We start from the raw sequence: 18,752 nt of genomic DNA on the forward strand, positions 1-18,752 counted from the left end.
CCGGGATACAAAAAAATCCCCTCCTTTCCGGGAGGGGATTTTTTGTTGTCTCAATTGTCAGCGTCGGAACCTTTTTTAGAGGATCTCGACAAGCTTCAGATCAAAGTTGAGCGCCTGGCCTGCGAGCGGATGGTTTGCGTCGATGGTGATGGTTTCGTTGGTCACCTCGGTCACCAGTACGTTGAAGACCTGGCCGTCCTCCTGGGTTACTTCCAACTGCTGCCCGACTTCCGGGTTAATCTCCGGGGGGAGGTCGCCGCGCGGAACCACCGCCACCATCTCTTCCATCCTGTCGCCATACGCTTCGTCCACGGGGATGTGGATGGTTTTGGATTCGCCGACGATAAGCCCTTTCACCCCCGCATCAAAACCCGGAATGACCTGGCCGGAGCCGATGATGAATTCCAGCGGACCGTGGCCGCAGCCGCAATCGTCCTCGCCGCACTCGGAGGAGTCGAACACGGTGCCGTCGTCCAGTCTCCCAGTATAATGAACCTTTACGCGGTCCCCGTCTTTAGCTTGTGCCATATTGTTCACCTCGCATTATTTTGAACACAAGCTTCAGAGATTACCAGATGACCGCAATATAATCCACCGTTTAATTGCTCCAGCCGTCTCCCGAGCGCTCGCCCGCCTTGCCGTTTCGGTTGCCTTTCTTTCCTCGGAATTTATCTTTTGTCAAATCCATCATGGAAATGGTATGTATCTACACTCGGGGGATTCATGGAGACGAAGAACAGGGCAACGCTTTTCAACGGCCTCGTGGTCGGCGTCGAGCAGATGGACGTGCTCATCGGCGATCAGGGGTGGCACACCTACCAAGTGGTCCGTCATCCCGGCGGTGCCGGCGTGCTCGCGCTGCACGACGACGGCGGCGTTACGCTGATCCGGCAACTGCGTCCCGCGGTGGATGACTTCCTGCTGGAGATCCCGGCCGGGAGGCTCGCCCCCGGAGAGGACCCGCAACTGTGCGCCGCGCGCGAATTGATGGAGGAGACGGGGCTCGTGGCGCAGAATATCGTATCCCTTGGTGTCGTCCATCCTTCGCCCGGTGTCTTCGACGAGGTGGTGCATCTCTATCTCGCCACCGGCCTTTCCCAGGGAGAGGCCGCACCGGAAGCGTACGAAGAGATTTCCTGTCAGAAGATCCCGTTTGACCAAGCCCTGTCCATGGCGATCGACGGCAGCATCACCGACGGTAAGACCATCGTGGCCCTGCTGCGCGCCCGGAGGCACCTGTCATGATACTGACCGCACGGATAGACGCGGAGCAGTCGGGTCTCAGGCTGGACGATGCCGCCAAGGCGCTCTTCCCCCAGCTCTCCAAGGGGGAGATCCGCCGGGTGATCGACTGGGGCGGCTGCAACATAAACCAGGTGCTGGTCCGGGTCGCCTCCCGTCAGGTTAAGGAGGGGGACGAGGTCGCCCTGGGGCTGATGGAGGCCGAGCGCTGCATCGACCTGGTGTACCAGAAGCACGAACTCCTGTACGAGGATAAGGATTTCCTGGCCGTGTACAAGGCGGTCGGGGTGAACAGCCAGCGCACCCCGTACCAGTTGAAGGGGACGGTGGAGTACGCGGTCGAGTGCTACATGAAGAGCATCGGTCTGCGAGACCCGTCCCGCGTAGTGCACCGCCTGGATCGCGGCACCAGCGGCGTGATGTTCTTCCCCAAGCACAAGCAGGCGGCGACGCTGATCTCGAACCTTCTCAAGGAAGGGAAGGTGCAGAAGACCTACTGGGCGTTGGTGTCGGGTTCGCCGGACCAGCAGAGCTGGAAGGTGGATGCGCCGCTGGACCGGGTCAGCAAGTTCCGTTATGGCGTGTCGCACAGGGGGAAGCCTGCGCGCACCGTGTTCAACGTCTTGGGTGAAGGGCGCGGGGTGACCGCCATCGAGGCGAAGCCGCTTACCGGACGCACTCACCAGATCCGCGTGCACTTGGCCCACTCCGGCTTTCCCATCATCGGCGACGAGAGCTACGGGGGGATTCCCGCCAGCAGGATGATGTTGCACTGCCGGGCCATGCGCTTCACCGGCCCACGCGGCAAGATCATCGAGGCGGTGGCGTCGCCCGACGCGGATTTCCTGGAGGCCGCGCCGGAAGGGGTGTTCGAGCAGCAGGGGCAGCCGACGGAATAACGCGTCCTTTTTGCCGGGGGCGCAGGGGCACGTGCTGTAGGGGCAAATAATCATTTGCCCAGCTGCCGGTGCCCCAACCGCTCTGGATGGCATGAAAGGACAAGGGACGACAGAGGAGGGCGAATGATTATTCGCCCCTACAGGAATAATCACAGCCCCGACTTGAGGGATAAAACGGAGGGTAATTATGAAGAAGAAGTTGTTACTGGTGCTGTTCCCGGTGGTGTTGCTTGTGACGGGAGCCCTGGCGGTATGGGGGGATGAGCAGAAAACGGTTCAGCCGGGCTGCGGCAACTGCGCGAAGATGCAGCAGCAGGCGCCGTGCGCCAACTGCCCCAAAGCAGCTGCCATCGAAAAGGGTGCCGCTCCTTGCGCGAACTGCCCGAAAGCGGCTGCTGCCGACCAGGGTGCCCCTTGTGCCAACTGTCCGAAACAGGGGGGAGCTACTCCTTGTGCCAACTGCCCGAAACAGGGTGCCGCCGCGCAGCCTGGTTGCGACAAGTGCGCGAAGGGTGCCGCCGCGCAGCCTGCTTGCGACAAGTGCCAGAAGCTGAAGGGTGCCGAGGCTGCTCCCGCAGCGGGTTGCCCCAAGTGTGCCAAGCTGCAGCAGGACCAGCAGCCTGCGGACCAGCCGGTCCAGAAGGAATGCTGCAAGAAGAAGGCTCTGTAAAGAGCGGTCTCGGCCTGTGGGACTTGACTAGAAGGGGGCTGGCTCTACGGAACCAGTCCCCTTTTTTACGCTGCGCCTCTCACGAAAGAGGCCACCTGCTAGTGTGCGGGTCGAAAGTCCCCTGCGCCGCAGCATCAGGATTATCCACCAGGAGCGCCCGAACCGGCGCTCCATCCCCATCCTTTAGTTTCAACGGCAGGCAGATCAATTGGTAATCTCCCGGCGGGATGTCGGCGAGGTTAACCCCTTCGATCACAGGGATGCCTCCGTTCAGAAGTATCCGGTGCACCTCGCCGTCCCCGTCCATCGGTTCCACCGAGAGATAATCGACCGCTACCAGCTTCACCTTCATGTGGTGCAGGTAGTGCGCCCCTTCCACCGTCAGCGCCGCGAAGTCGCTGCGAAACTCCTTGTCTTTCCAGAATTCCGAGTTGCCGGTCTTGATCAGCAGCCTTTCCACTCCCTTCAACTGCAGCGGTTCAAGTTCGGTGCGCCCGATCTGTTTGGCGCCGGGGATTTCCACGACCCGCGCCTGGCCGATGAGCAGGTCGAGCGGGATCTCATCAACCGTGATCCCGGCGTCGTTGAAATGGCGGGGAGGATCGATATGGGTGCCGGAGTGGCTGCCCAGCGTGATGCGGGAAACGTTGGCTTCGTCCCCCTTGGCGATGCGTTGCCAGGGCTCCACGCTAACGGCGGGGTCCCCCGGGTAGGTCGGGAGATCGGGTGACAGCGCTACGCTGATGTCGTGGATTCTCATGGGGCACCTCCCGGAACAGCTTAATGTGAAGCGGCACGGATGAAAGTATAACGCAAATCTCTGAAGCGCTCACGCAAAGCCGCAAAGGCGCAAACGAAAACCTCTTAAACAAACAGGGATGAAGGGGATGCAGGGGATAAAACCTTTCTTGGTGTTTATCCCTTTCATCCCTTTCATCCCTGTATCTTTTGGTTTCTTTGCGTCTTCGCGTGATCCGTCTTATTCGGTTTTAGTGGCGTCTACCTCGGCGATGAGCCGCTCGAGGTCGGCTTCGCTGAAGCGGTAGCGCTCGCCGCAGAATTCGCAGGTTACTTCGGCGCCGTGCTGCTCTTTGAGCATGGAGCTGAGTTCCTTCTTCCCCATCGAGATCAGCACCCGCTCGATGCGCTCCCTGCTGCAGCTGCAGGCAAACCCGATGGCGCGCTTCTCCAGGATGTCGTACTCCATGCCGGACAGGAGCAGCTCCATGATCTCTTCCGGTGTCTTCCCCCCGTGCAGCAGCTCGCTCAAGGGGGGGAGCTGCTCGATATGGTTCATCAACTCCTCCACCACCAGGGGATCTACCGGCGGTATGGCCTGGATCAGGAAACCGCCGCATGCGGTCACTTCGCCGTCCTGTTCGATGAACTCTGCGATGCCCACGGCCGACGGAATCTGCTCTGATTCCACCAGGTACAGGGCGAGGTCCTCGGCGATGCCGCTTGTGTAAAGCTGAACGGTGCCGCGGTAGGGCTCCTTGAGCCCGAGGTCCTTGGCGACGGTGAGAAAGCCCGCGCGCCCCAGGGCGTTGGGGACGTCGAGGGCGCCGTCGGGACGAAGCAGGTGCACCTGGGTGTCGCCGACGTAGCCGCGCACGCTGCCGTCGCTGTCAGCCTCGATCACGATCTTCTTCAGGGGGCCGTTACCCTCGAAACGCATGGCCACCCGCTGGCCGGTCTTCAGCATGGCTCCCATGAGCGCCCCCGCGGTAAGAGAGCGTGCCAGTGCGGCGGTAGCTGTCGGAAGCGTGCCGTGGCGCCGGCAGACTTCGCTGGCCGTGCTGGTGGTGACGCAGGTAAGGGCCCTGACGCTCCCGGACTTGGCAATGGCGCGCACCAAATAATCACTCATAGAACCACCCCCACCCTTCCTCCTATTTCACCCTGTCTAAACCAGAGCTCTTTCAATGTAATGTGATCCCAGATGCTGGTCCCCTTCACCCTGTGGGCGAACAGCTCGGCCAGGCGCGGCACCTTGCCCAGGTCGCATACCAGCAGCTCCCCCATCATGCTCAACGACGGTATCCTCTGCACCACCTTCCGGGTCAGCCAGTCGAGGTCGAGCGGCGCAACCGGGCCGAGCCTGAGGAATACGCACTTGCGCGCGGCGCTGAACTCGATTCCTTCCAGGGTGAAGCTGGCGGAAAAGGGGATGGCGAACGGGACCAGCCGTTTCTTGAGTCGGCCGGAAACGTCGCAGTAACCGTTCTCAATGACGAGCTTGAATTCCACCAGCTCATCGTCGAGCGCCTTGTCCAGGAACTCGCGCTGCAGGTACTCCTGGGTGATCCGGAATTCCCGTCGCAGCAGGAGGTCCTTGAGGCTCTGCTCCTGCACCAGCCCCATGAAGGCGGGATCGTTGAGCCGGTCCTGGATGCGGTCCTTGATCTTGTCGATGATACCCATGTCTTACACCAGCCCGGTACTGAAGTTGAACTCCGAGGCGCCCGGGACGGCAATCCCCTTGCGGAATGATTCCAGCACCCGATCGCGTTCCTGCTGCTGCAGTCCGGAGAGGTCGAGCAGGAACCTGCCACAGCCGAGCCCGCGCAGGTCGTTTCGGTACTGGGTCAGGGCGAATGGCGTCTGTGCGCTCACCACGGTCAGGTGATCCTTCACCTTCACCGAGTACAGGTCGCCCCGGTCCGAGGTGAGCGGCGCGTCGCCCTTCATGTCCTTGATGGCGATCTTCGAGGTGATCACCGGAACCGGTGCGTACAGGAGCACCCCGCGCTCGATTTTCAGGTCGCTGGAGAGAAGCTGCGCCATGTTGGCCCGGTCGTCCTCGATGTAGAGGGTGGCGCGGGACACCCCGAGCTCCTGCCAGGACAGCAGCGCCTGGCTGTTCAGCGAGAAGAGCCGGTAGTCGGTGTTAAGCTCCGCGTCGGTCCCCTTGAAGAACTGGAAATGGGACAGGTTGGTGAGCTCGAAGCGCTTGAAGCCGGCTTGCAGTATGCCCAGCACCGCGTCGCGGTAGAACGGGAGCTCCGCCTCGAAGATGATGAAGGGGAGCTGCCAAACCACCTTGTGCTCGCTCCCCTTGAGCTTGCGGGCGAACGGGCCGAACTGGTGCAGGTTGGCCTTGGAGACCGGCAGCACCACCGTGTCGACCAGGTCGCGGTGCAGCTCGTGCCACTCCTTGACGTGCTCGATCTTGACCGCCAGCTCTTCCTTGCCGCGAAACGGGGCGGGACGCTTGCCGACGAGGGCGGCGAGCGCCTTCTCCCGGTTCTGCGCGCTCCTGTCCTTGAGCGCGCCCAGCGACTGCTCGGAGAGCCAGGCGTAGAAGCGGCGCCGGATGTCCTTGAGGACGGGTGGGGGGATCATCAGCGCCGGGAAGTCCGGGGCCGACAGCGAGGTCAGGGTGAACTGGGTGTCGCCGCTCTTGGAGAACTGCGCGCGCAGCACCCCTTCCATGTCGCTGGTGCGCGAGGGTTCCAACTCACCCAGTTCGAACTCGGTCTGGAGGTCGCTGCCGAGCACCTTGGCGTCGATCTTCAGCTTCTGGTCCTGGTACGAGAGGGTGAGCCGGCAGGGGATGCTCCCCCCCTTCACCCCTTCCAGGCGCCTGAGGCAGGCGTTCTCGCTCATGGTGAAGGCGGTCTCGGAAGAGACCTTGAACACCGAGTCGCCCAGCTTGAACGGGAAGGGCGAAGGGGTGGATACCAGGGTGTTTTCCCTGGCGTTCATCACCTTCTTGCCCCCGATGTAAAGCTCCTTGATGGTGAAGGCGCGACCGGCCATGTCGCTCTTGGGCTGGACGCGGATGCGGTCGCCGACGTGCAGTGCGTCCCGGGTGTCGAAGCTGATCCGGTTGCCGCGGATCTCCCTGATGTCGCCCAGGTAGCGCCCGGTGGCTCCTTTGATGGAGGGGGTGGAGATGTCGGTCGGGTTTTGCGAGGCGAGGAAGCCTTTGGTCGGTACCCGCCCGAAGGAAAGTTTCAGGAGCTCCTTGGCCTGGGCAACCTTGGCCGCATGCTCACCCGGCGCGGCGTCGAGCACCATGCGGTAGGCGCCGATGACGCTGGCAACGTACTCCGCCGACTTCATCCTCCCCTCAATTTTCAGGGAATGGACACCCGCCTCGATGAGCTGCGGGATCATCTCGATGCTGGAGAAGTCGTTGGTGGAGAGGTAGTACCCTTCCTTACCCTTGTGCTTGTACTGGCGGCGGCAGGGCTGCGCGCAGCGCCCGCGGTTGCCGCTGTGCCCGCCCAGAAAGGAGGAAAAGAAGCATTGGCCGGAGATGGAGAAGCAGAGGGCGCCGTGGATGAAGCACTCGATTTCGGCACGGCTCGCCGCAACGATCGACTTTATCTCGTCGATGTGCAGCTCGCGGGCCAGCACCACGCGTTCGAACCCGAGCTCCTCGAGCTGGCGCACACCCAACGAGTTGTGGATGGTCATCTGCGTCGAGGCGTGCAGCGGGATGCCCGGGAAGAATTCCCGCGCCAGGCGTGCCACCGCCATGTCCTGCAGGATCACCCCGTCCACCCGCATCGCCTCCAGGGCGGCCAGGTTATCGACGAGCAGCGGCAGTTCGTTTTCCTTGACGAGGGTGTTGAGGGTGACGTAGACCTTCCTGCCGTGGGCATGGGCGTAGGTAGTCATGCGCTCCATCTGGGGGAGGGTGAAGTTCTTCGCCTTGGCGCGCGCGGAGAAATCGCGCAAACCGGCGTAGACCGCGTCGGCGCCGTTCTCCATGGCGGCGAAAAAGGCTTCCAGCGAGCCCGCGGGTGAGAGCAATTCGGGTTTATTGGTAGGGACGACGTTCGATTTTAATGACATCTGCCTAGAGTACCGGAAGGGGTGACACGGGTCAAGCGGCAAGGTCGATCCCACTTAAACGTCTGACTCAGGAAAAGAATCCCCGCTCCCACCCCCCCCCAGGGGGAGGGGCGTAGGAGCACACGTCGCTATTTAATATAGAGGCGAGCTGATAGGGGGTGGGGTTGAGGGCTACTTCTTGGGCTGGATGGGAAGGTACTTATACCTGCGCCTTTTGCTGGAGAGGTCGGCTAAAGAGTAGAGTTCGGACTGGGCGATGCTCCAGCCGGAAGCCTCTTTCTTGAGATGGACGGCCTTGGTGACGAATTCGGTGCCGGGGGTGCTGCCCTCGAAACCGAGTCGCGCCTGCACGACGGCGCTCCTGGCGCTTTTCAGCGAGACCCTTGCCTCCTGGATCTTCTCCCAGCAGCAGGCGGGCTTGCGCGGTGCGGAGGCGAGCCGGTTGGCGAACTTTTCCCTGCCGTCCTTGCCGCTGCTGGTGCGTTGGTAGAGTTCGTCATACCTGCCGTCGCGCCAGAGGTCGAGGATGGTTTCGAAGTCCTTCAGCACCTCCTGTGTGCTGGCGGACGAGGTGTCGTGGGCGGGGGCGCCGCGCCGGGCACCCTCGGAGGGCGCGGCAGCGATGGCAACGACAAGCATCAGGATCAGCAAGGGGCGCAGGACGGACATGGGTCACCTCCTCCGGTGCAAGTACCCGGAGAGCATACCGTAAAATGGATGCGGCGCCAGTAAGGGCGCTAGCCCCACCTCTCCGCCACCCGTTCACCCGTTCACCCGTTCACCCGTTCACCCGTTCACCCGTTCACCCGTTCACCCGTTCACCCGTTCACCCGTCCCTCCGTCCCTCCGTCCATCCGTCCATCCGTCCATCCGTCCATCCGTCCATCCGTCCATCCGTCCATCCGTCCATCCGTCCATCCGTCCATCCGTCCATCCGTCCATCCGCCCATCCGTAGGGGCGAATAATCATTCGCCCTGATCCTTCATCCTTGTCCAGAGGTAGCGTGTCCTTCAAGCAGCGGCGCTGGGCGAATAATTATTCGCCCCTACAGTGTCATCGCCGGGTGCTGACACTTGGGGAGAAGGGGCGGCCGGGAGGGGAACGCTAAAACCTTCCCCCCCTGGCCCCTGGTCCCCAGCCCCTGCCTTTACAGCGTCTTCTCTGCTGCTTCCGCGAACAGCTTCAGCCGGTCCATCAGGGCCTGGAACTTCTTCGGCTTCAAAGACTGCGGCCCGTCGGAAGATGCCTTCTCGGGATCGGGATGCACTTCGATGATCAGCCCGTCGGCGCCGGCGGCAACCGCGGCGTACGACATCGGCGCGATGTAGTGGTAGTTGCCGGTGCCGTGGGAAGGATCGATCACGACCGGGAGATGCGTCTTGTTCTTAAGGACCGGGATCGCGGAGAGGTCGAGGGTGTTCCTGGTGGCGGTCTCGAAGGTCCTGATGCCGCGCTCGCACAGGATGACGGACTGGTTCCCCTCGCTCATGATGTACTCGGCGCTCATCAGGAATTCCTGGATGGTCATGGACATGCCGCGCTTCAACAGGATCGGCTTGTTGATCTGGCCCACTTTCTTCAGGAGGGCGAAGTTCTGGGCGTTGCGCGCGCCGATCTGGAGCATGTCGGAGTAGGAGGCGACCAGGTCGACGGACTCGGGGTCGATGACCTCGGTTACGAAGGGGAGGCCGGTGAGGTCGCGGGCCTTGGCGAGGAGTTTGAGCCCTTCTTCTTCGAGCCCCTGGAAGGAGTAGGGGGATGTGCGGGGTTTGAAGGCGCCGCCCCTGAGCATCTGGGCGCCTGCCGCCTTTACGGCCTTGGCCGATTCGATGATCTGCTCCTCGTTCTCAACCGAACAGGGCCCGGCCATGACGATCAGTTCCTTGCCGCCGATGGCGAGGGTGTCGGAGATGCGCACGACACTCGGCTCTTTCTTCACTTCCTTGGAGGCCAGCTTGTACGGCTGCAGGATGGGGACCACGCTTTCGACCCCCTGCATCGATTCAAGCGTCTGCAGCACGCTCTTGCCACGCTCGTCGCCGACCGCGCCGATCACGTCGCGGGTGGTGCCGCGGATGATGTGCGGGGTGTAGCCGAGTTCCTTGATCCTCTTGGTGACTGCGTCCCGCTCCTTCTTTGCCGCTCCTGCCTTCATTACCACGATCATACTCGCTCTCCTTTTGGTTCCCCCAAAGCGAAAGGGCCGGAGGATTGCTCCCCCGGCCCTTAGTATGATGTTCTGGTAACCTGCTATCCGAACCGTAAGGGGGAGGAGAATCCTGCCACCCCGGCTTCGGTTCGGAATTTAGTACCTGCTACCTAAATTACACCTCTACCCGGGGCGACGGCCTAAAATAAAAGCCGTACCAAAAGTAAAAGTTAGTAAAGGTAAAGTAGCCGGTGTTGATCATGACAGCGTTAATGCCACTCGAAGGCTCTAATGTCAACAAAAAAAGTTGCACCTCGCTCACCCCGCCTCAGACCCGCTTTTCACCGGCACTTGCTTGCCCTGAATTAATTCAATGTTGTTTGACAATCAGCACCCTTTCCGCTAATTTGACCGGAATGCACGAGTGGCTGGTCAATTACGGGTTTTATTCCCTGTTTCTGCTGAGTTTCCTGGCCGCCACCCTGCTGCCGCTCGGCTCCGAGTGGCTGGTCGTGGCACTGTTGATCGGGCGGCAAAATCCTGTTGCCGTGGTCCTGGTCGCCACCGCCGGCAACTACCTCGGAGCGCTCAGCACCTACTGGATCGGCCTCTACGGCGGCGACTTCTTGAGGCGCCGGGTGCTGCGCATGGACGAGGAGGCCACGCTGAAGGCGGAGCGGTTCTACGAACGCTTCGGCTCGTGGTCGCTTCTGTTAAGCTTCCTGCCGGTGATCGGCGACCCGCTCTGCCTGGTCGGGGGGGTGCTGCAGGTCGGTTTCATCCGCTTTTCCTTCCTGGTCCTGACCGGCAAGCTGGCACGTTACGCGGCGGTCGCCTGGCTCACCCTGGAGGGGGCGGCACTCTGAAGTACGGAGGTTTGATGCTCAGCTGTACCAAGAAGGTTCTCCCCAACGGATTGCGCCTCGTTTCGGTCGAGATGCCGCACCTGCACAGCGCGGAGATTGCCATCTACATAAAAGCGGGAGGCCGCAACGACACCACCGGCAAGGCCGGTATCTCCCATTTCCTGGAGCACATGCTCTTCCGCGGCTCCAGCGAGTTCGCTTCCAACCTGGAACTTGAGATCGCCTTCGAGGCCATCGGCGGCAGCGTCAACGCGGCGACCGACGAGGAGACCACCTGCTACTTCTCCCGCGTTCATCCGGACCAGATCGCCGAGGGGATACGTCTTTTCTCCTCGATGCTTTTGACCCCGACCCTGGAAGGGCTGGAAATAGAGAAGCGGATCATCACCGAGGAGGCGCTGGAGGACATCAACGAGCGCGGCGAGGAGACCAACACCAGCAACCTCTGCAGCAGGCTGTTGTGGCCCGACCACCCGCTCGGCACTCCCACCATCGGTTACCTGGAGAGCATCAAGGGGATCACCGAAGAGGACCTGCGCCGCTATCTCGCCGACCACTACGTTCCCGGCAACGCGCTCATCGTCGCGGCGGGAAGGCATGACTCCGCGCAGTTCTTCGCCGCCTGCGAGCAGTTCTTTGCCGGCTGGAGCGGCGGCAGCGCGATACCGCCGATCCCGGCCAACCAGGTGCAGCAGGAGCCGTGTTCGGTGTTCGTCAAGGACTCGGACAGCCAGGTGAACCTGCAGATCGCCTTCCGCGGCTTTGCCCGGCAGGACAAGCGCCTCATGGGGCTCAGGCTGATCAGGCGGATTCTCTCCGGCGGCGGCAGTTCGCGGCTGCACCTGTCGCTGCGGGAGAAGCTCGGCATCGTCTACTCCGTCGACGCGTCCTTGTCGGCCTACGAGGAGACCGGTGCCTTCGCCATCGAGCTCGCCACCGCGCCGGAGAACCTGGTGCTGGCGGTTTCGGAGGTGCTGCGCGAGGTGAAGAGTCTTGCCTTCGAGGAAGTCGGGGAGGCGGAGCTGGCGCGGGTCAAAGAAGGGTACTTCTACGATCTCGAGTACAGCGCCGATTCCACCTACGAGATGCAGGTCCGTTACGGCTGGGGTGAGCTGATGTCGCTGATCAGGACCATCGACGAGGATCGGGCCGAGGCGGCCGCCGTCGGCGCCGAAGAGCTCAAGCTCACGGCGCGTACCCTGTTTGCCCCGAAGAACCTCGTAGTTGCCGCCGTCGGCCCCTGGAAGGCGCCCGCCAGGCGTGCGGTGGAGAAGCTTATCCGCGAGTACCAGAAGGGGTGGGCGGGTTTTTAAACAAAAAGGCTTTAACGCAAAGGCGCAGAGGCGCTAAGACGCAAAGGGGAGCTGAAGTCATACCTTCAAGATTTTCTTTGCGGCTCTGCGGCTTGGCGACTTTGCGTTAGGAATTTAGATTCTGGTTTTTCAGACGGAGCAAACATGAAGACGGCATTACTTTTGATGGCTCACGGCAGCAGGATCGCCGAGGCGAATAACGCGGTGCACGAGATCGCTAAACGGGTGCAGAAGATGACGCAGTTCGAGATCGTCGAGGTCTCCTTCCGGGAACAGCACCAACCCAACATCCAGCAGGGGGTGGACGCCTGCGTGGCGCAGGGTGCTGAGCGCATACTCCTGGTTCCCTACTTCCTTTACATGGGCGCACATGTCCTTGAGGACCTCCCCGAGGAGTTGGCGGAGGCGAAGAAACGCCATCCCGGCGTGGAGATGGTGCTCGGCAAACACCTGGGCGTGCACGACAAGCTCGCCGAGGTCGTGGTCGAAAGGGTGGCGGAGAGCCTGACCGAGCAGAGGTGGCACTGATGTCGGTGCACCTGCGCCCCGAGGAGATCGAGGCGGAGTCTTTCCGCATCATCGAGGAGGAACTGGGGCCGCACGATTGGAATGCGCAGATGTGGCCGCTGGTGCGCCGTGCCATCCACACCAGCGCCGATTTCGATTACGCCCGCAGCATGGTGATCACGGATCGGGCGGTGGCCGCCGGCATCGAGGCGCTCCGGGCGGGGCTGGGTGTCGTGACCGACACCACCATGATCATTTCCGGCATGAACAAGGAGCGGCTCAGCAAGTTCGGTTCGCAGCTCTCCTGCTTCGTCGCTGACCCGCAGGTGGCCAGGGAGGCCAAGGAGCTCGGGGTGACCCGCTCCATCCTCGCCATGCGTAAAGCGGCCCGAGACACAAACAACGGCATATTCGTCATCGGCAACGCCCCTACCGCCCTTTTCGAACTGATCAGGCTCGTCCGCGAGGAAGGGGTGCGCCCCAGGTTGATAGTGGGCTTGCCGGTCGGCTTCGTCGGCGCCGCCGAAAGCAAGGACGCCCTGCGGGAACTGGCGCGGGAATACCCGCAGCTGCAGTTCGTCACCACCATCGGGCGCAAGGGCGGCTCAAACGTTGCGGCCGCGGTGATGAATGCCATACTGATCCAGGCCGTCGAGGCTGGGACAGCAATCTGATTTTTGATGCCGGGGCCCGTTACCCGGCCTGCTTTCATGTAATACCTTTCAATGTTTTCGTCTTCAGATGGGATGAAATATGAGCGGGAAAGAACTCAGATACGGCTTCACCACAGGTGCCTGTGCTGCTGCCGCCGTTAAAGGCGCCTCCCAGATGCTGCGCGACCAGACCCTGGTCGACGAGGTACAGCTGACGCTGCCTTGCGGCAAGGGGGCGCGGTTCCGCATCGAGGGCGGCGTACTGCACGAAAATACTGCTTCCTGCTATGTCACCAAGGATGCCGGCGACGATCCGGACGTGACTAACGGCGCGCAGATCCACGTCACAGCGCGGGTCGACATGTTCACCAAGAACCGCATCGTGATCGAGGGAGGCGCCGGCATCGGCAAGGTGACCAAGCCGGGGCTGGCGGTTCCGGTGGGCGAGTGGGCCATCAACCCCGTCCCGCGCAGCATGATCCTCGAGGTGGTGAAGGAAGTCTTCGCCCTCCGTTGCGTACCGGCCACCCTCACCTTCACCATCAGCATCCCCAACGGGGAGGAACTGGCCAAGAAAACGCTGAACGAACGGCTGGGGATCGTCGGCGGGCTCTCCATCCTGGGGACTTCCGGGATCGTGAAGCCGATATCCACCAGGGCATGGACCGATACCGTGGACACCTCCATCGATGTTGCGCTCGCCTGCGGCTCCCGCACCGTGGTTCTCTCCACGGGACGCAGTTCGGAGATGGCGGTGCAGCGGGTTCTCAAGCTGACCGATGAATCCTTCGTGATGATGGGTGACCATTTCGGGTACTCGCTGCAGAGCTGCGCCAGGAAAGGTGTCCCCGAGGTGGTCGTGGCGGGGCAGTTCGCCAAGCTGGTGAAGATCGCCTGCGGCCACGAGCAGACCCACGTCACTTCCTCCGAACTGGACCTGGTGGCGGTGGCCTCCTGGCTCAGGGAGAACCCGGGGACCGCGCAGCTGGAAAAGCTGGCGCGGGAAGCGAACACGGCGCGTCACCTTTTGGAGGCTTCCGGCTTCGACAAGGCGCTGATCAAGCTGGTCTGCGGCAAGGTGGCAGAGGTCTGCGCCGAACTGGCGCCCTGGCTGAAGGTGCGGGTGTTCCTGGCCGGGTACCAGGGGGAGATGCTTTACTTTGACAGGTAACCGGTTCCCTCTCCCGGGGGAGAGAGTGCCCGAAGGGCGGGTGAGGGGGGGGGCCGTAATCTCGGCATCGCCTATCGCAGCGCCCTCACCCCTGCCCCTCTCCCGGGGGGAGAGGGGAGATGGACCTCTTAGTCGGAAGATTAGCTGATCGAAGGCTTTTTGACATTGTGATGAGAAAGGAGGGGGGCATGGCGGAACAAAAGATCTATTTGGTCGGCGCCGGCATCGAGGGATGGGAGGGGTTCGGCAAACAGGCACTCGAGGTGATCGACAGCGCCGAGGTCCTGGTCGGCCACAAGCGTCTGCTGGACATCTTTCCCGACTTCAAAGGGGAGAAGCGCCTCCTCGAAGACCTCTCCATCATGCTGGAGTACCTGAAGAACACGGAGAAGAAAACCGTGGTCCTCGGCTCCGGCGACCCCAACTTCTTCGGTGTCGCCCGGTTCCTGATCAGGAACCTCCCCAAAGAGCGCATCGAGATCTTTCCCAACGTCACCAGCGTGCAGTACGCCTTCGCCCGGATCAAGGAGCCCTGGGATGACGCCACCTTCGTGTCCGTGCACGGCAGGGGGATCAAGCCGGCCCTTGACCGCATCGTAGCCTCCGAGAAGATCGCCATCCTCACCGACAGCGTGAACACCCCCGCGGTCATGGCCAGGGAGCTCATCCACCGCGGCGCCGAGGGGTACGAGGCCTGGGTCTGCGAGGACCTGGGGCTTCCCACCGAGAAGTTCACCAAGACCGACGTCCGGGGGCTGGTCGACTTCAAGTGCTCGCCGCTCAACATCCTGATCCTGATCAAGACCTGGGAGCCGAATCTCGAGAACTATCCGGTAATCGGCATCCGCGACGACGAGTTCGCCACCGCGAAGAAGCTGATCACCAAGGAAGAGGTGCGTGCCATCACCCTGGGCAAGCTGCAACTGCAGGATGACCTGGTGATGTGGGATATCGGCGCCGGCAGCGGCTCGGTTTCCATCGAGGCGGGGAACCTGATGCCCAACGGGCGCATCCTCGCCCTGGAGAAGAATTCGCAGTACCTCACCTACCTCAAGGAAAACCTGAAGAAGTTCGTGGCCCGCAACGTCACCGTGATCGAGGCCTTCGCCCCCGAGGGGCTGGAAGACCTGCCCGATCCCGACCGCGTCTTCATCGGCGGCTCCGGCGGCATGCTGGAGGAGATCATCGAGGCGGTCGACAAGCGCCTCAAACCCGACGGCTTCATCGTCCTCAACGCGGTCACCCTGGATACCCTGACCAAGTCTGTGGAATTCCTGGAGGATCACGGCTACACCGTCGAAGTCACCTGCGTCAACATCTCCAAGACCCGCAGCCTCACCGACTACAAGATGTTTGCAGCTCACAACCCGGTGTACGTCATCTCCGCCTGGAAAGGGGAGGAGTAGTGGCGGTTGTCTACGCGGTAGGTGTGGGGCCGGGCGACCCGGAGCTGTTGACCAGGAAGGCGGAGCGGATCTTGAGGAGCGTGGACGTGATCTGCGCTCCCACCGGTGCGGCCGAGGGGGGAAGCTACGCCCTCTCCATCGTCGAGGAGTTCATCAACCGCAGCCGCCAGGAGGTGCTGGTCCAACTGTTCCCCATGGTGAAGGACCAGCAGGGGCTGGACCCGTTCTGGGAGGAGGCCGCCGACCAGGTGGCGCAGCGGATTGCTGCCGGCAAGGACGTCGCCTTCGTCACCATCGGCGACCCGTTTCTCTATTCGACCTACCTCTACATCCACAGGATCTTCCTCGCCAAGTATCCCGAGATAAAGATAGAAGTGGTGCCCGGCATTTCCAGCATCCTGGCCTCCTCGGCCATCTCCGGTCTGCCGCTTGGCCTTGGGGCAGAGCGCATCGCGATCCTCCCCGCCACCTATGAGAAGGACGAGCTGAAACGCACCCTGGAGGAGTTCGATACCGTGGTGCTCATGAAGGTTAACCGGGTGTTCGATTCCGTCTATGCGGCGCTCAAGGAGCTGGGGCGGGAAAAGGGGGGCGTCTTCGTGCGCCGGGTCGGTTCCGCCGAAGAAGAGGTGCATCACGACCTGGAGGCCCTGGTGGGGCAGAAGCTCGATTACCTCTCCATGCTGATCGTCAGGAAGAACCCGCTGTAGCCAAAGGCCGTTCAGGTTTTATTCCTTCAACGCAAAGGCGCGGAGGCACAGAGGTGCAAGGGTAAAGCGTGAGGGATGTGCCTGCCTTTCCCCGTTTCCGTTTTTTCTTAGCGTCTCCGCGGCTTGGCGTCTTTGCGTTAATGCTTTTTTTAAAGGTGTTTCCATGTCCCATGAGAACATAGTCCATTTTGTCGGCGCCGGTCCCGGCGACGTCGAGCTGATCACCGTGAAGGGGGCGCGCCTTCTGGGCGAGGCGGATGTTGTCGTCTATGCCGGCAGCCTCGTCGATCGCGAACTGGTGCTCACCTACGCGCCCGATGCCCGCGTCTACGATTCGGCGGGGATGGACCTCGAGCAGACCACCAAGGTTCTGGCCGAGGCGGTGCTGGCGGGGGAGCTGGTGGTGCGGTTGCACACCGGTGATCCTTCCGTCTACGGCGCCATTCAGGAGCAGATGGAAGAGCTGGACAAACTCGGCATCGGTTACGAGGTCGTGCCGGGCGTCACCAGCGCTTTCGCCGCCGCGGCCACCCTCAAGCAGGAGTTGACCCTCCCCGAGGTGTCGCAGACCGTGGTGATCACGCGCCTGGCCGGGAGGACCCCCGTACCCGAGCGGGAGCAGTTGGGCAACATCGCGCAGATCGGCGCCACCCTGGTGATCTACCTTTCCATCTCCATGATCGAGAAGGTGGTGGAGGAACTTCTCTCCGGTGCCTACACGGAGGATACCCCCGTCGCCGTGGTGGCCAAGGCTTCCTGGGCCGACGAGCAGGTGCTTACCGGGACGCTGGCGGATATCGCTGCCAAGGTAAGAGACGCCGGCATCGGCAAACAGGCGCTCATCGTGGTGGGGGACGTGCTGCGGGCGCGCAGCGAAGGGATGAAGGCGAAGTCCCTGCTCTACGACAAGGGGTTCAGCCACGGCTGCCGGGAAGGGATATTGGCTTAGAACCCGTTCTACGTTCTACGTTAAACCCGCGAAACCGTCCGCATCTGTAGGGGCGAATAATCATTCGCCCTGCAAAGTAGCCACACGGGAACCTTAGATCGCGGGCAGCGGCATCGGTGGCGGCGACCGCGGCTGGGCGAATATTTATTCGCCCCTACACCGGCATCCCCACCGTCGGGAAGCGACGTCCCCACCGTCGGGAGGCGACATCCCACCGTCGGGAAGCGACATCCCCACCGTCGGGAGGCGACATCCCACCGTCGGGAAGCGACATCCCCACCGTCGGGAAGCGACGTCCCAACCGTCATGACGGGGACGACAATAGACTTTATGCGTGTTGCCATCATCGCCATAACCGCTAACGGCGCCAAGCTAGGTGCGACGCTCAAGCGCGGACTGCAGCAGGGCACGCTCTTTGTCCTGGAGAAGCACGCCGCGGCCGACGCGGTCCCGTTCTCGGAACGGCTGCCGGCGCTGATGGCCAGGCTGTGGCCTGATTTCGACGGCTTCGTCTGCATCATGGCCACCGGCATCGTGGTTCGCTCCATCGCAGCGCTGCTGCAGGGCAAAGACCAGGACCCCGCTGTCGTGGTGGTGGACGATGCCGGGCGCTTCGCCATTTCCCTCCTTTCCGGCCATCTTGGCGGCGCCAACGCGCTTGCCGCCCGATGTGCCGACCTTACCGGCGCCACGGCGGTGATCACCACCGCGACGGACGTCAACGACCTCCCTTCTTTCGACATGCTGGCCCGTGACAACGGCTGGCGCATCGAGGACCTGTCCCGGGTCAAGGTACTGAACGCGCTGCTCCTGGAGGGGAGGACGATCGCGGTCGTCGATCCGACCGGGAAGGTGGCGAAGTACTGCGGCGGAAAGGGAAATCTCCTTTTCCTGGAAGATTTGGAGCAGGCGGCCCAAAGCGGCGCAAGCGGCGTGGTCCTGGTGACCAACAGGCTGCTGTCGTCCGGAGTCGACCTCGAACGGACCCTGGTGCTGCGCCCGGTCGACCTCTGCCTCGGCGTTGGCTGCAACCGGGGGACCACGGCCGAGGAGATCGAGGCGGTGGTGGCGCGGCACCTGGCGCAACTCTCCCTCTCCGAGCGGAGCATCAAGTGCCTGGCGAGTGCCCAGGCCAAGGGTGATGAAGTGGGGCTGCTCGCCTACGCGGACGGGAAGGCTGTTCCGCTGGTTTTCTTCAGCAGCGACGAGCTGAACGGCGTCGCGGTTCCTTCGCCCCCCTCCGAGCATGCCTTTCATGCCATCGGCGCCCGCGGTGTCGCCGAGCCGGCGGCGCTGCTGGCGTCCAACGGGGGGAGGCTGCTCCTCAACAAGGTGAAGGACGGCAACGTAACTTTGGCTGTCGCACAGCTTTCCGTAACGTAAAACGCTCCGTCCCACGCTCCTCCCCCC

General features: G+C 62.4%; 19 protein-coding genes. 12 read left to right on the forward strand and 7 right to left on the reverse strand.

All coding sequences use genetic code 11. The features are described 5' to 3' along the window. Positions 1-75 precede the first annotated feature (75 nt). Entirely contained in the window at positions 76-528 is a 453-nt protein-coding gene (locus tag KOM00_RS04140) for an FKBP-type peptidyl-prolyl cis-trans isomerase (RefSeq protein WP_216497574.1), read from the reverse strand. 195 nt (positions 529-723) lie between these two features. Between KOM00_RS04140 and KOM00_RS04145 the strand changes: the two genes are divergently transcribed. The 3 genes from KOM00_RS04145 to KOM00_RS04155 all read left to right on the forward strand — a co-directional run bounded on the left by KOM00_RS04145 (position 724) and on the right by KOM00_RS04155 (position 2,811). Beyond that, positions 724-1,245 (forward strand): NUDIX hydrolase, encoded by a 522-nt coding sequence (locus KOM00_RS04145; protein WP_216497575.1) that lies wholly within the window; start codon positions 724-726, stop codon positions 1,243-1,245. After that, entirely contained in the window at positions 1,242-2,141 is a 900-nt protein-coding gene (locus KOM00_RS04150) for an RluA family pseudouridine synthase (RefSeq protein WP_216497576.1), read from the forward strand. Before KOM00_RS04145 ends, KOM00_RS04150 begins: the two co-directional genes overlap by 4 nt. A 187-nt stretch (positions 2,142-2,328) precedes the next feature. After that, positions 2,329-2,811, forward strand: a complete 483-nt coding sequence (locus tag KOM00_RS04155) for a hypothetical protein (protein WP_216497577.1) — start codon at positions 2,329-2,331, stop codon at positions 2,809-2,811. Between the two features lie 79 nt (positions 2,812-2,890). Here KOM00_RS04155 and KOM00_RS04160 read toward each other — a convergent pair whose 3' ends face one another. The 6 genes from KOM00_RS04160 to aroF all read right to left on the reverse strand — a co-directional run bounded on the left by KOM00_RS04160 (position 2,891) and on the right by aroF (position 9,785). Next, entirely contained in the window at positions 2,891-3,571 is a 681-nt protein-coding gene (locus tag KOM00_RS04160; protein WP_216497578.1) for a cyclase family protein, read from the reverse strand. Positions 3,572-3,790: 219 nt separating this feature from the next. Further along, positions 3,791-4,681, reverse strand: coding sequence for an Hsp33 family molecular chaperone HslO (hslO, locus tag KOM00_RS04165; RefSeq protein WP_216497579.1), 891 nt, complete (start codon positions 4,679-4,681; stop codon positions 3,791-3,793). Beyond that, positions 4,678-5,235, reverse strand: a complete 558-nt coding sequence (locus tag KOM00_RS04170; protein ID WP_216497580.1) for a hypothetical protein — start codon at positions 5,233-5,235, stop codon at positions 4,678-4,680. The genes hslO and KOM00_RS04170 overlap by 4 nt, the downstream gene beginning before the upstream one ends. 3 nt (positions 5,236-5,238) lie before the next feature. Beyond that, entirely contained in the window at positions 5,239-7,617 is a 2,379-nt protein-coding gene (locus KOM00_RS04175) for a peptidase U32 family protein (RefSeq protein ID WP_216497581.1), read from the reverse strand. A gap of 171 nt (positions 7,618-7,788) precedes the next feature. After that, positions 7,789-8,286, reverse strand: coding sequence for a hypothetical protein (locus tag KOM00_RS04180; protein ID WP_216497582.1), 498 nt, complete (start codon positions 8,284-8,286; stop codon positions 7,789-7,791). Positions 8,287-8,765: 479 nt separating this feature from the next. Further along, positions 8,766-9,785: a 3-deoxy-7-phosphoheptulonate synthase gene (aroF, locus tag KOM00_RS04185; RefSeq protein ID WP_216497583.1), complete on the reverse strand. Its 1,020-nt coding sequence runs from the start codon at positions 9,783-9,785 to the stop codon at positions 8,766-8,768. A gap of 398 nt (positions 9,786-10,183) precedes the next feature. Between aroF and KOM00_RS04190 the strand changes: the two genes are divergently transcribed. The 9 genes from KOM00_RS04190 (at position 10,184) to KOM00_RS04230 (ending at position 18,725) form a co-directional block, all read left to right on the forward strand. Then, a complete protein-coding gene (locus KOM00_RS04190) occupies positions 10,184-10,633 on the forward strand; it encodes a YqaA family protein (protein WP_216497584.1) in 450 nt (149 codons plus the stop codon). A 14-nt stretch (positions 10,634-10,647) separates the two neighbouring features. Beyond that, entirely contained in the window at positions 10,648-11,946 is a 1,299-nt protein-coding gene (locus KOM00_RS04195) for a M16 family metallopeptidase (RefSeq protein ID WP_216497585.1), read from the forward strand. Between the two features lie 51 nt (positions 11,947-11,997). Then, positions 11,998-12,474: a sirohydrochlorin chelatase gene (locus KOM00_RS04200; RefSeq protein ID WP_268898978.1), complete on the forward strand. Its 477-nt coding sequence runs from the start codon at positions 11,998-12,000 to the stop codon at positions 12,472-12,474. Next, entirely contained in the window at positions 12,474-13,127 is a 654-nt protein-coding gene (locus tag KOM00_RS04205; RefSeq protein ID WP_216497587.1) for a precorrin-8X methylmutase, read from the forward strand. The genes KOM00_RS04200 and KOM00_RS04205 overlap by 1 nt, the downstream gene beginning before the upstream one ends. 79 nt (positions 13,128-13,206) lie before the next feature. Next, positions 13,207-14,277 (forward strand): cobalt-precorrin-5B (C(1))-methyltransferase, encoded by a 1,071-nt coding sequence (locus tag KOM00_RS04210; protein WP_216497588.1) that lies wholly within the window; start codon positions 13,207-13,209, stop codon positions 14,275-14,277. Positions 14,278-14,465: 188 nt separating this feature from the next. Then, the gene (cbiE, locus tag KOM00_RS04215; protein WP_216497589.1) at positions 14,466-15,683 is read left to right on the forward strand and encodes a precorrin-6y C5,15-methyltransferase (decarboxylating) subunit CbiE; all 1,218 of its coding nucleotides are present in this window, start codon (positions 14,466-14,468) and stop codon (positions 15,681-15,683) included. Then, the gene (cobI, locus tag KOM00_RS04220; protein WP_216497590.1) at positions 15,683-16,393 is read left to right on the forward strand and encodes a precorrin-2 C(20)-methyltransferase; all 711 of its coding nucleotides are present in this window, start codon (positions 15,683-15,685) and stop codon (positions 16,391-16,393) included. Before cbiE ends, cobI begins: the two co-directional genes overlap by 1 nt. A 163-nt stretch (positions 16,394-16,556) precedes the next feature. Then, positions 16,557-17,342, forward strand: coding sequence for a precorrin-4 C(11)-methyltransferase (gene cobM, locus KOM00_RS04225; protein WP_216497591.1), 786 nt, complete (start codon positions 16,557-16,559; stop codon positions 17,340-17,342). Between the two features lie 330 nt (positions 17,343-17,672). Then, positions 17,673-18,725: a cobalt-precorrin 5A hydrolase gene (locus KOM00_RS04230; protein WP_216497592.1), complete on the forward strand. Its 1,053-nt coding sequence runs from the start codon at positions 17,673-17,675 to the stop codon at positions 18,723-18,725. Positions 18,726-18,752: the final 27 nt, after the last annotated feature.

Source organism: Geomonas diazotrophica, assembly GCF_018919385.1.
Taxonomy (GTDB): Bacteria; Desulfobacterota; Desulfuromonadia; order Geobacterales; family Geobacteraceae; genus Geomonas; species Geomonas diazotrophica.

Excerpts from the sequence above, each read along its gene's own strand:
- cbiE (WP_216497589.1), top strand. The coding sequence starts at position 14,466 with ATGGCGGAACAAAAGATCTATTTGGTCGGCGCCGGCATCGAGGGATGG.
- KOM00_RS04145 (WP_216497575.1), top strand. The coding sequence starts at position 724 with ATGGAGACGAAGAACAGGGCAACGCTTTTCAACGGCCTCGTGGTCGGC.
- KOM00_RS04150 (WP_216497576.1), top strand. The coding sequence starts at position 1,242 with ATGATACTGACCGCACGGATAGACGCGGAGCAGTCGGGTCTCAGGCTG.
- cobM (WP_216497591.1), top strand. The coding sequence starts at position 16,557 with ATGTCCCATGAGAACATAGTCCATTTTGTCGGCGCCGGTCCCGGCGAC.
- KOM00_RS04140 (WP_216497574.1), bottom strand. The coding sequence starts at position 528 with ATGGCACAAGCTAAAGACGGGGACCGCGTAAAGGTTCATTATACTGGG.
- KOM00_RS04175 (WP_216497581.1), bottom strand. The coding sequence starts at position 7,617 with ATGTCATTAAAATCGAACGTCGTCCCTACCAATAAACCCGAATTGCTC.
- KOM00_RS04155 (WP_216497577.1), top strand. The coding sequence starts at position 2,329 with ATGAAGAAGAAGTTGTTACTGGTGCTGTTCCCGGTGGTGTTGCTTGTG.
- KOM00_RS04205 (WP_216497587.1), top strand. The coding sequence starts at position 12,474 with ATGTCGGTGCACCTGCGCCCCGAGGAGATCGAGGCGGAGTCTTTCCGC.
- KOM00_RS04210 (WP_216497588.1), top strand. The coding sequence starts at position 13,207 with ATGAGCGGGAAAGAACTCAGATACGGCTTCACCACAGGTGCCTGTGCT.
- KOM00_RS04180 (WP_216497582.1), bottom strand. The coding sequence starts at position 8,286 with ATGTCCGTCCTGCGCCCCTTGCTGATCCTGATGCTTGTCGTTGCCATC.
- KOM00_RS04170 (WP_216497580.1), bottom strand. The coding sequence starts at position 5,235 with ATGGGTATCATCGACAAGATCAAGGACCGCATCCAGGACCGGCTCAAC.
- hslO (WP_216497579.1), bottom strand. The coding sequence starts at position 4,681 with ATGAGTGATTATTTGGTGCGCGCCATTGCCAAGTCCGGGAGCGTCAGG.
- aroF (WP_216497583.1), bottom strand. The coding sequence starts at position 9,785 with ATGATCGTGGTAATGAAGGCAGGAGCGGCAAAGAAGGAGCGGGACGCA.
- KOM00_RS04160 (WP_216497578.1), bottom strand. The coding sequence starts at position 3,571 with ATGAGAATCCACGACATCAGCGTAGCGCTGTCACCCGATCTCCCGACC.
- KOM00_RS04190 (WP_216497584.1), top strand. The coding sequence starts at position 10,184 with ATGCACGAGTGGCTGGTCAATTACGGGTTTTATTCCCTGTTTCTGCTG.
- KOM00_RS04230 (WP_216497592.1), top strand. The coding sequence starts at position 17,673 with ATGCGTGTTGCCATCATCGCCATAACCGCTAACGGCGCCAAGCTAGGT.
- KOM00_RS04195 (WP_216497585.1), top strand. The coding sequence starts at position 10,648 with ATGCTCAGCTGTACCAAGAAGGTTCTCCCCAACGGATTGCGCCTCGTT.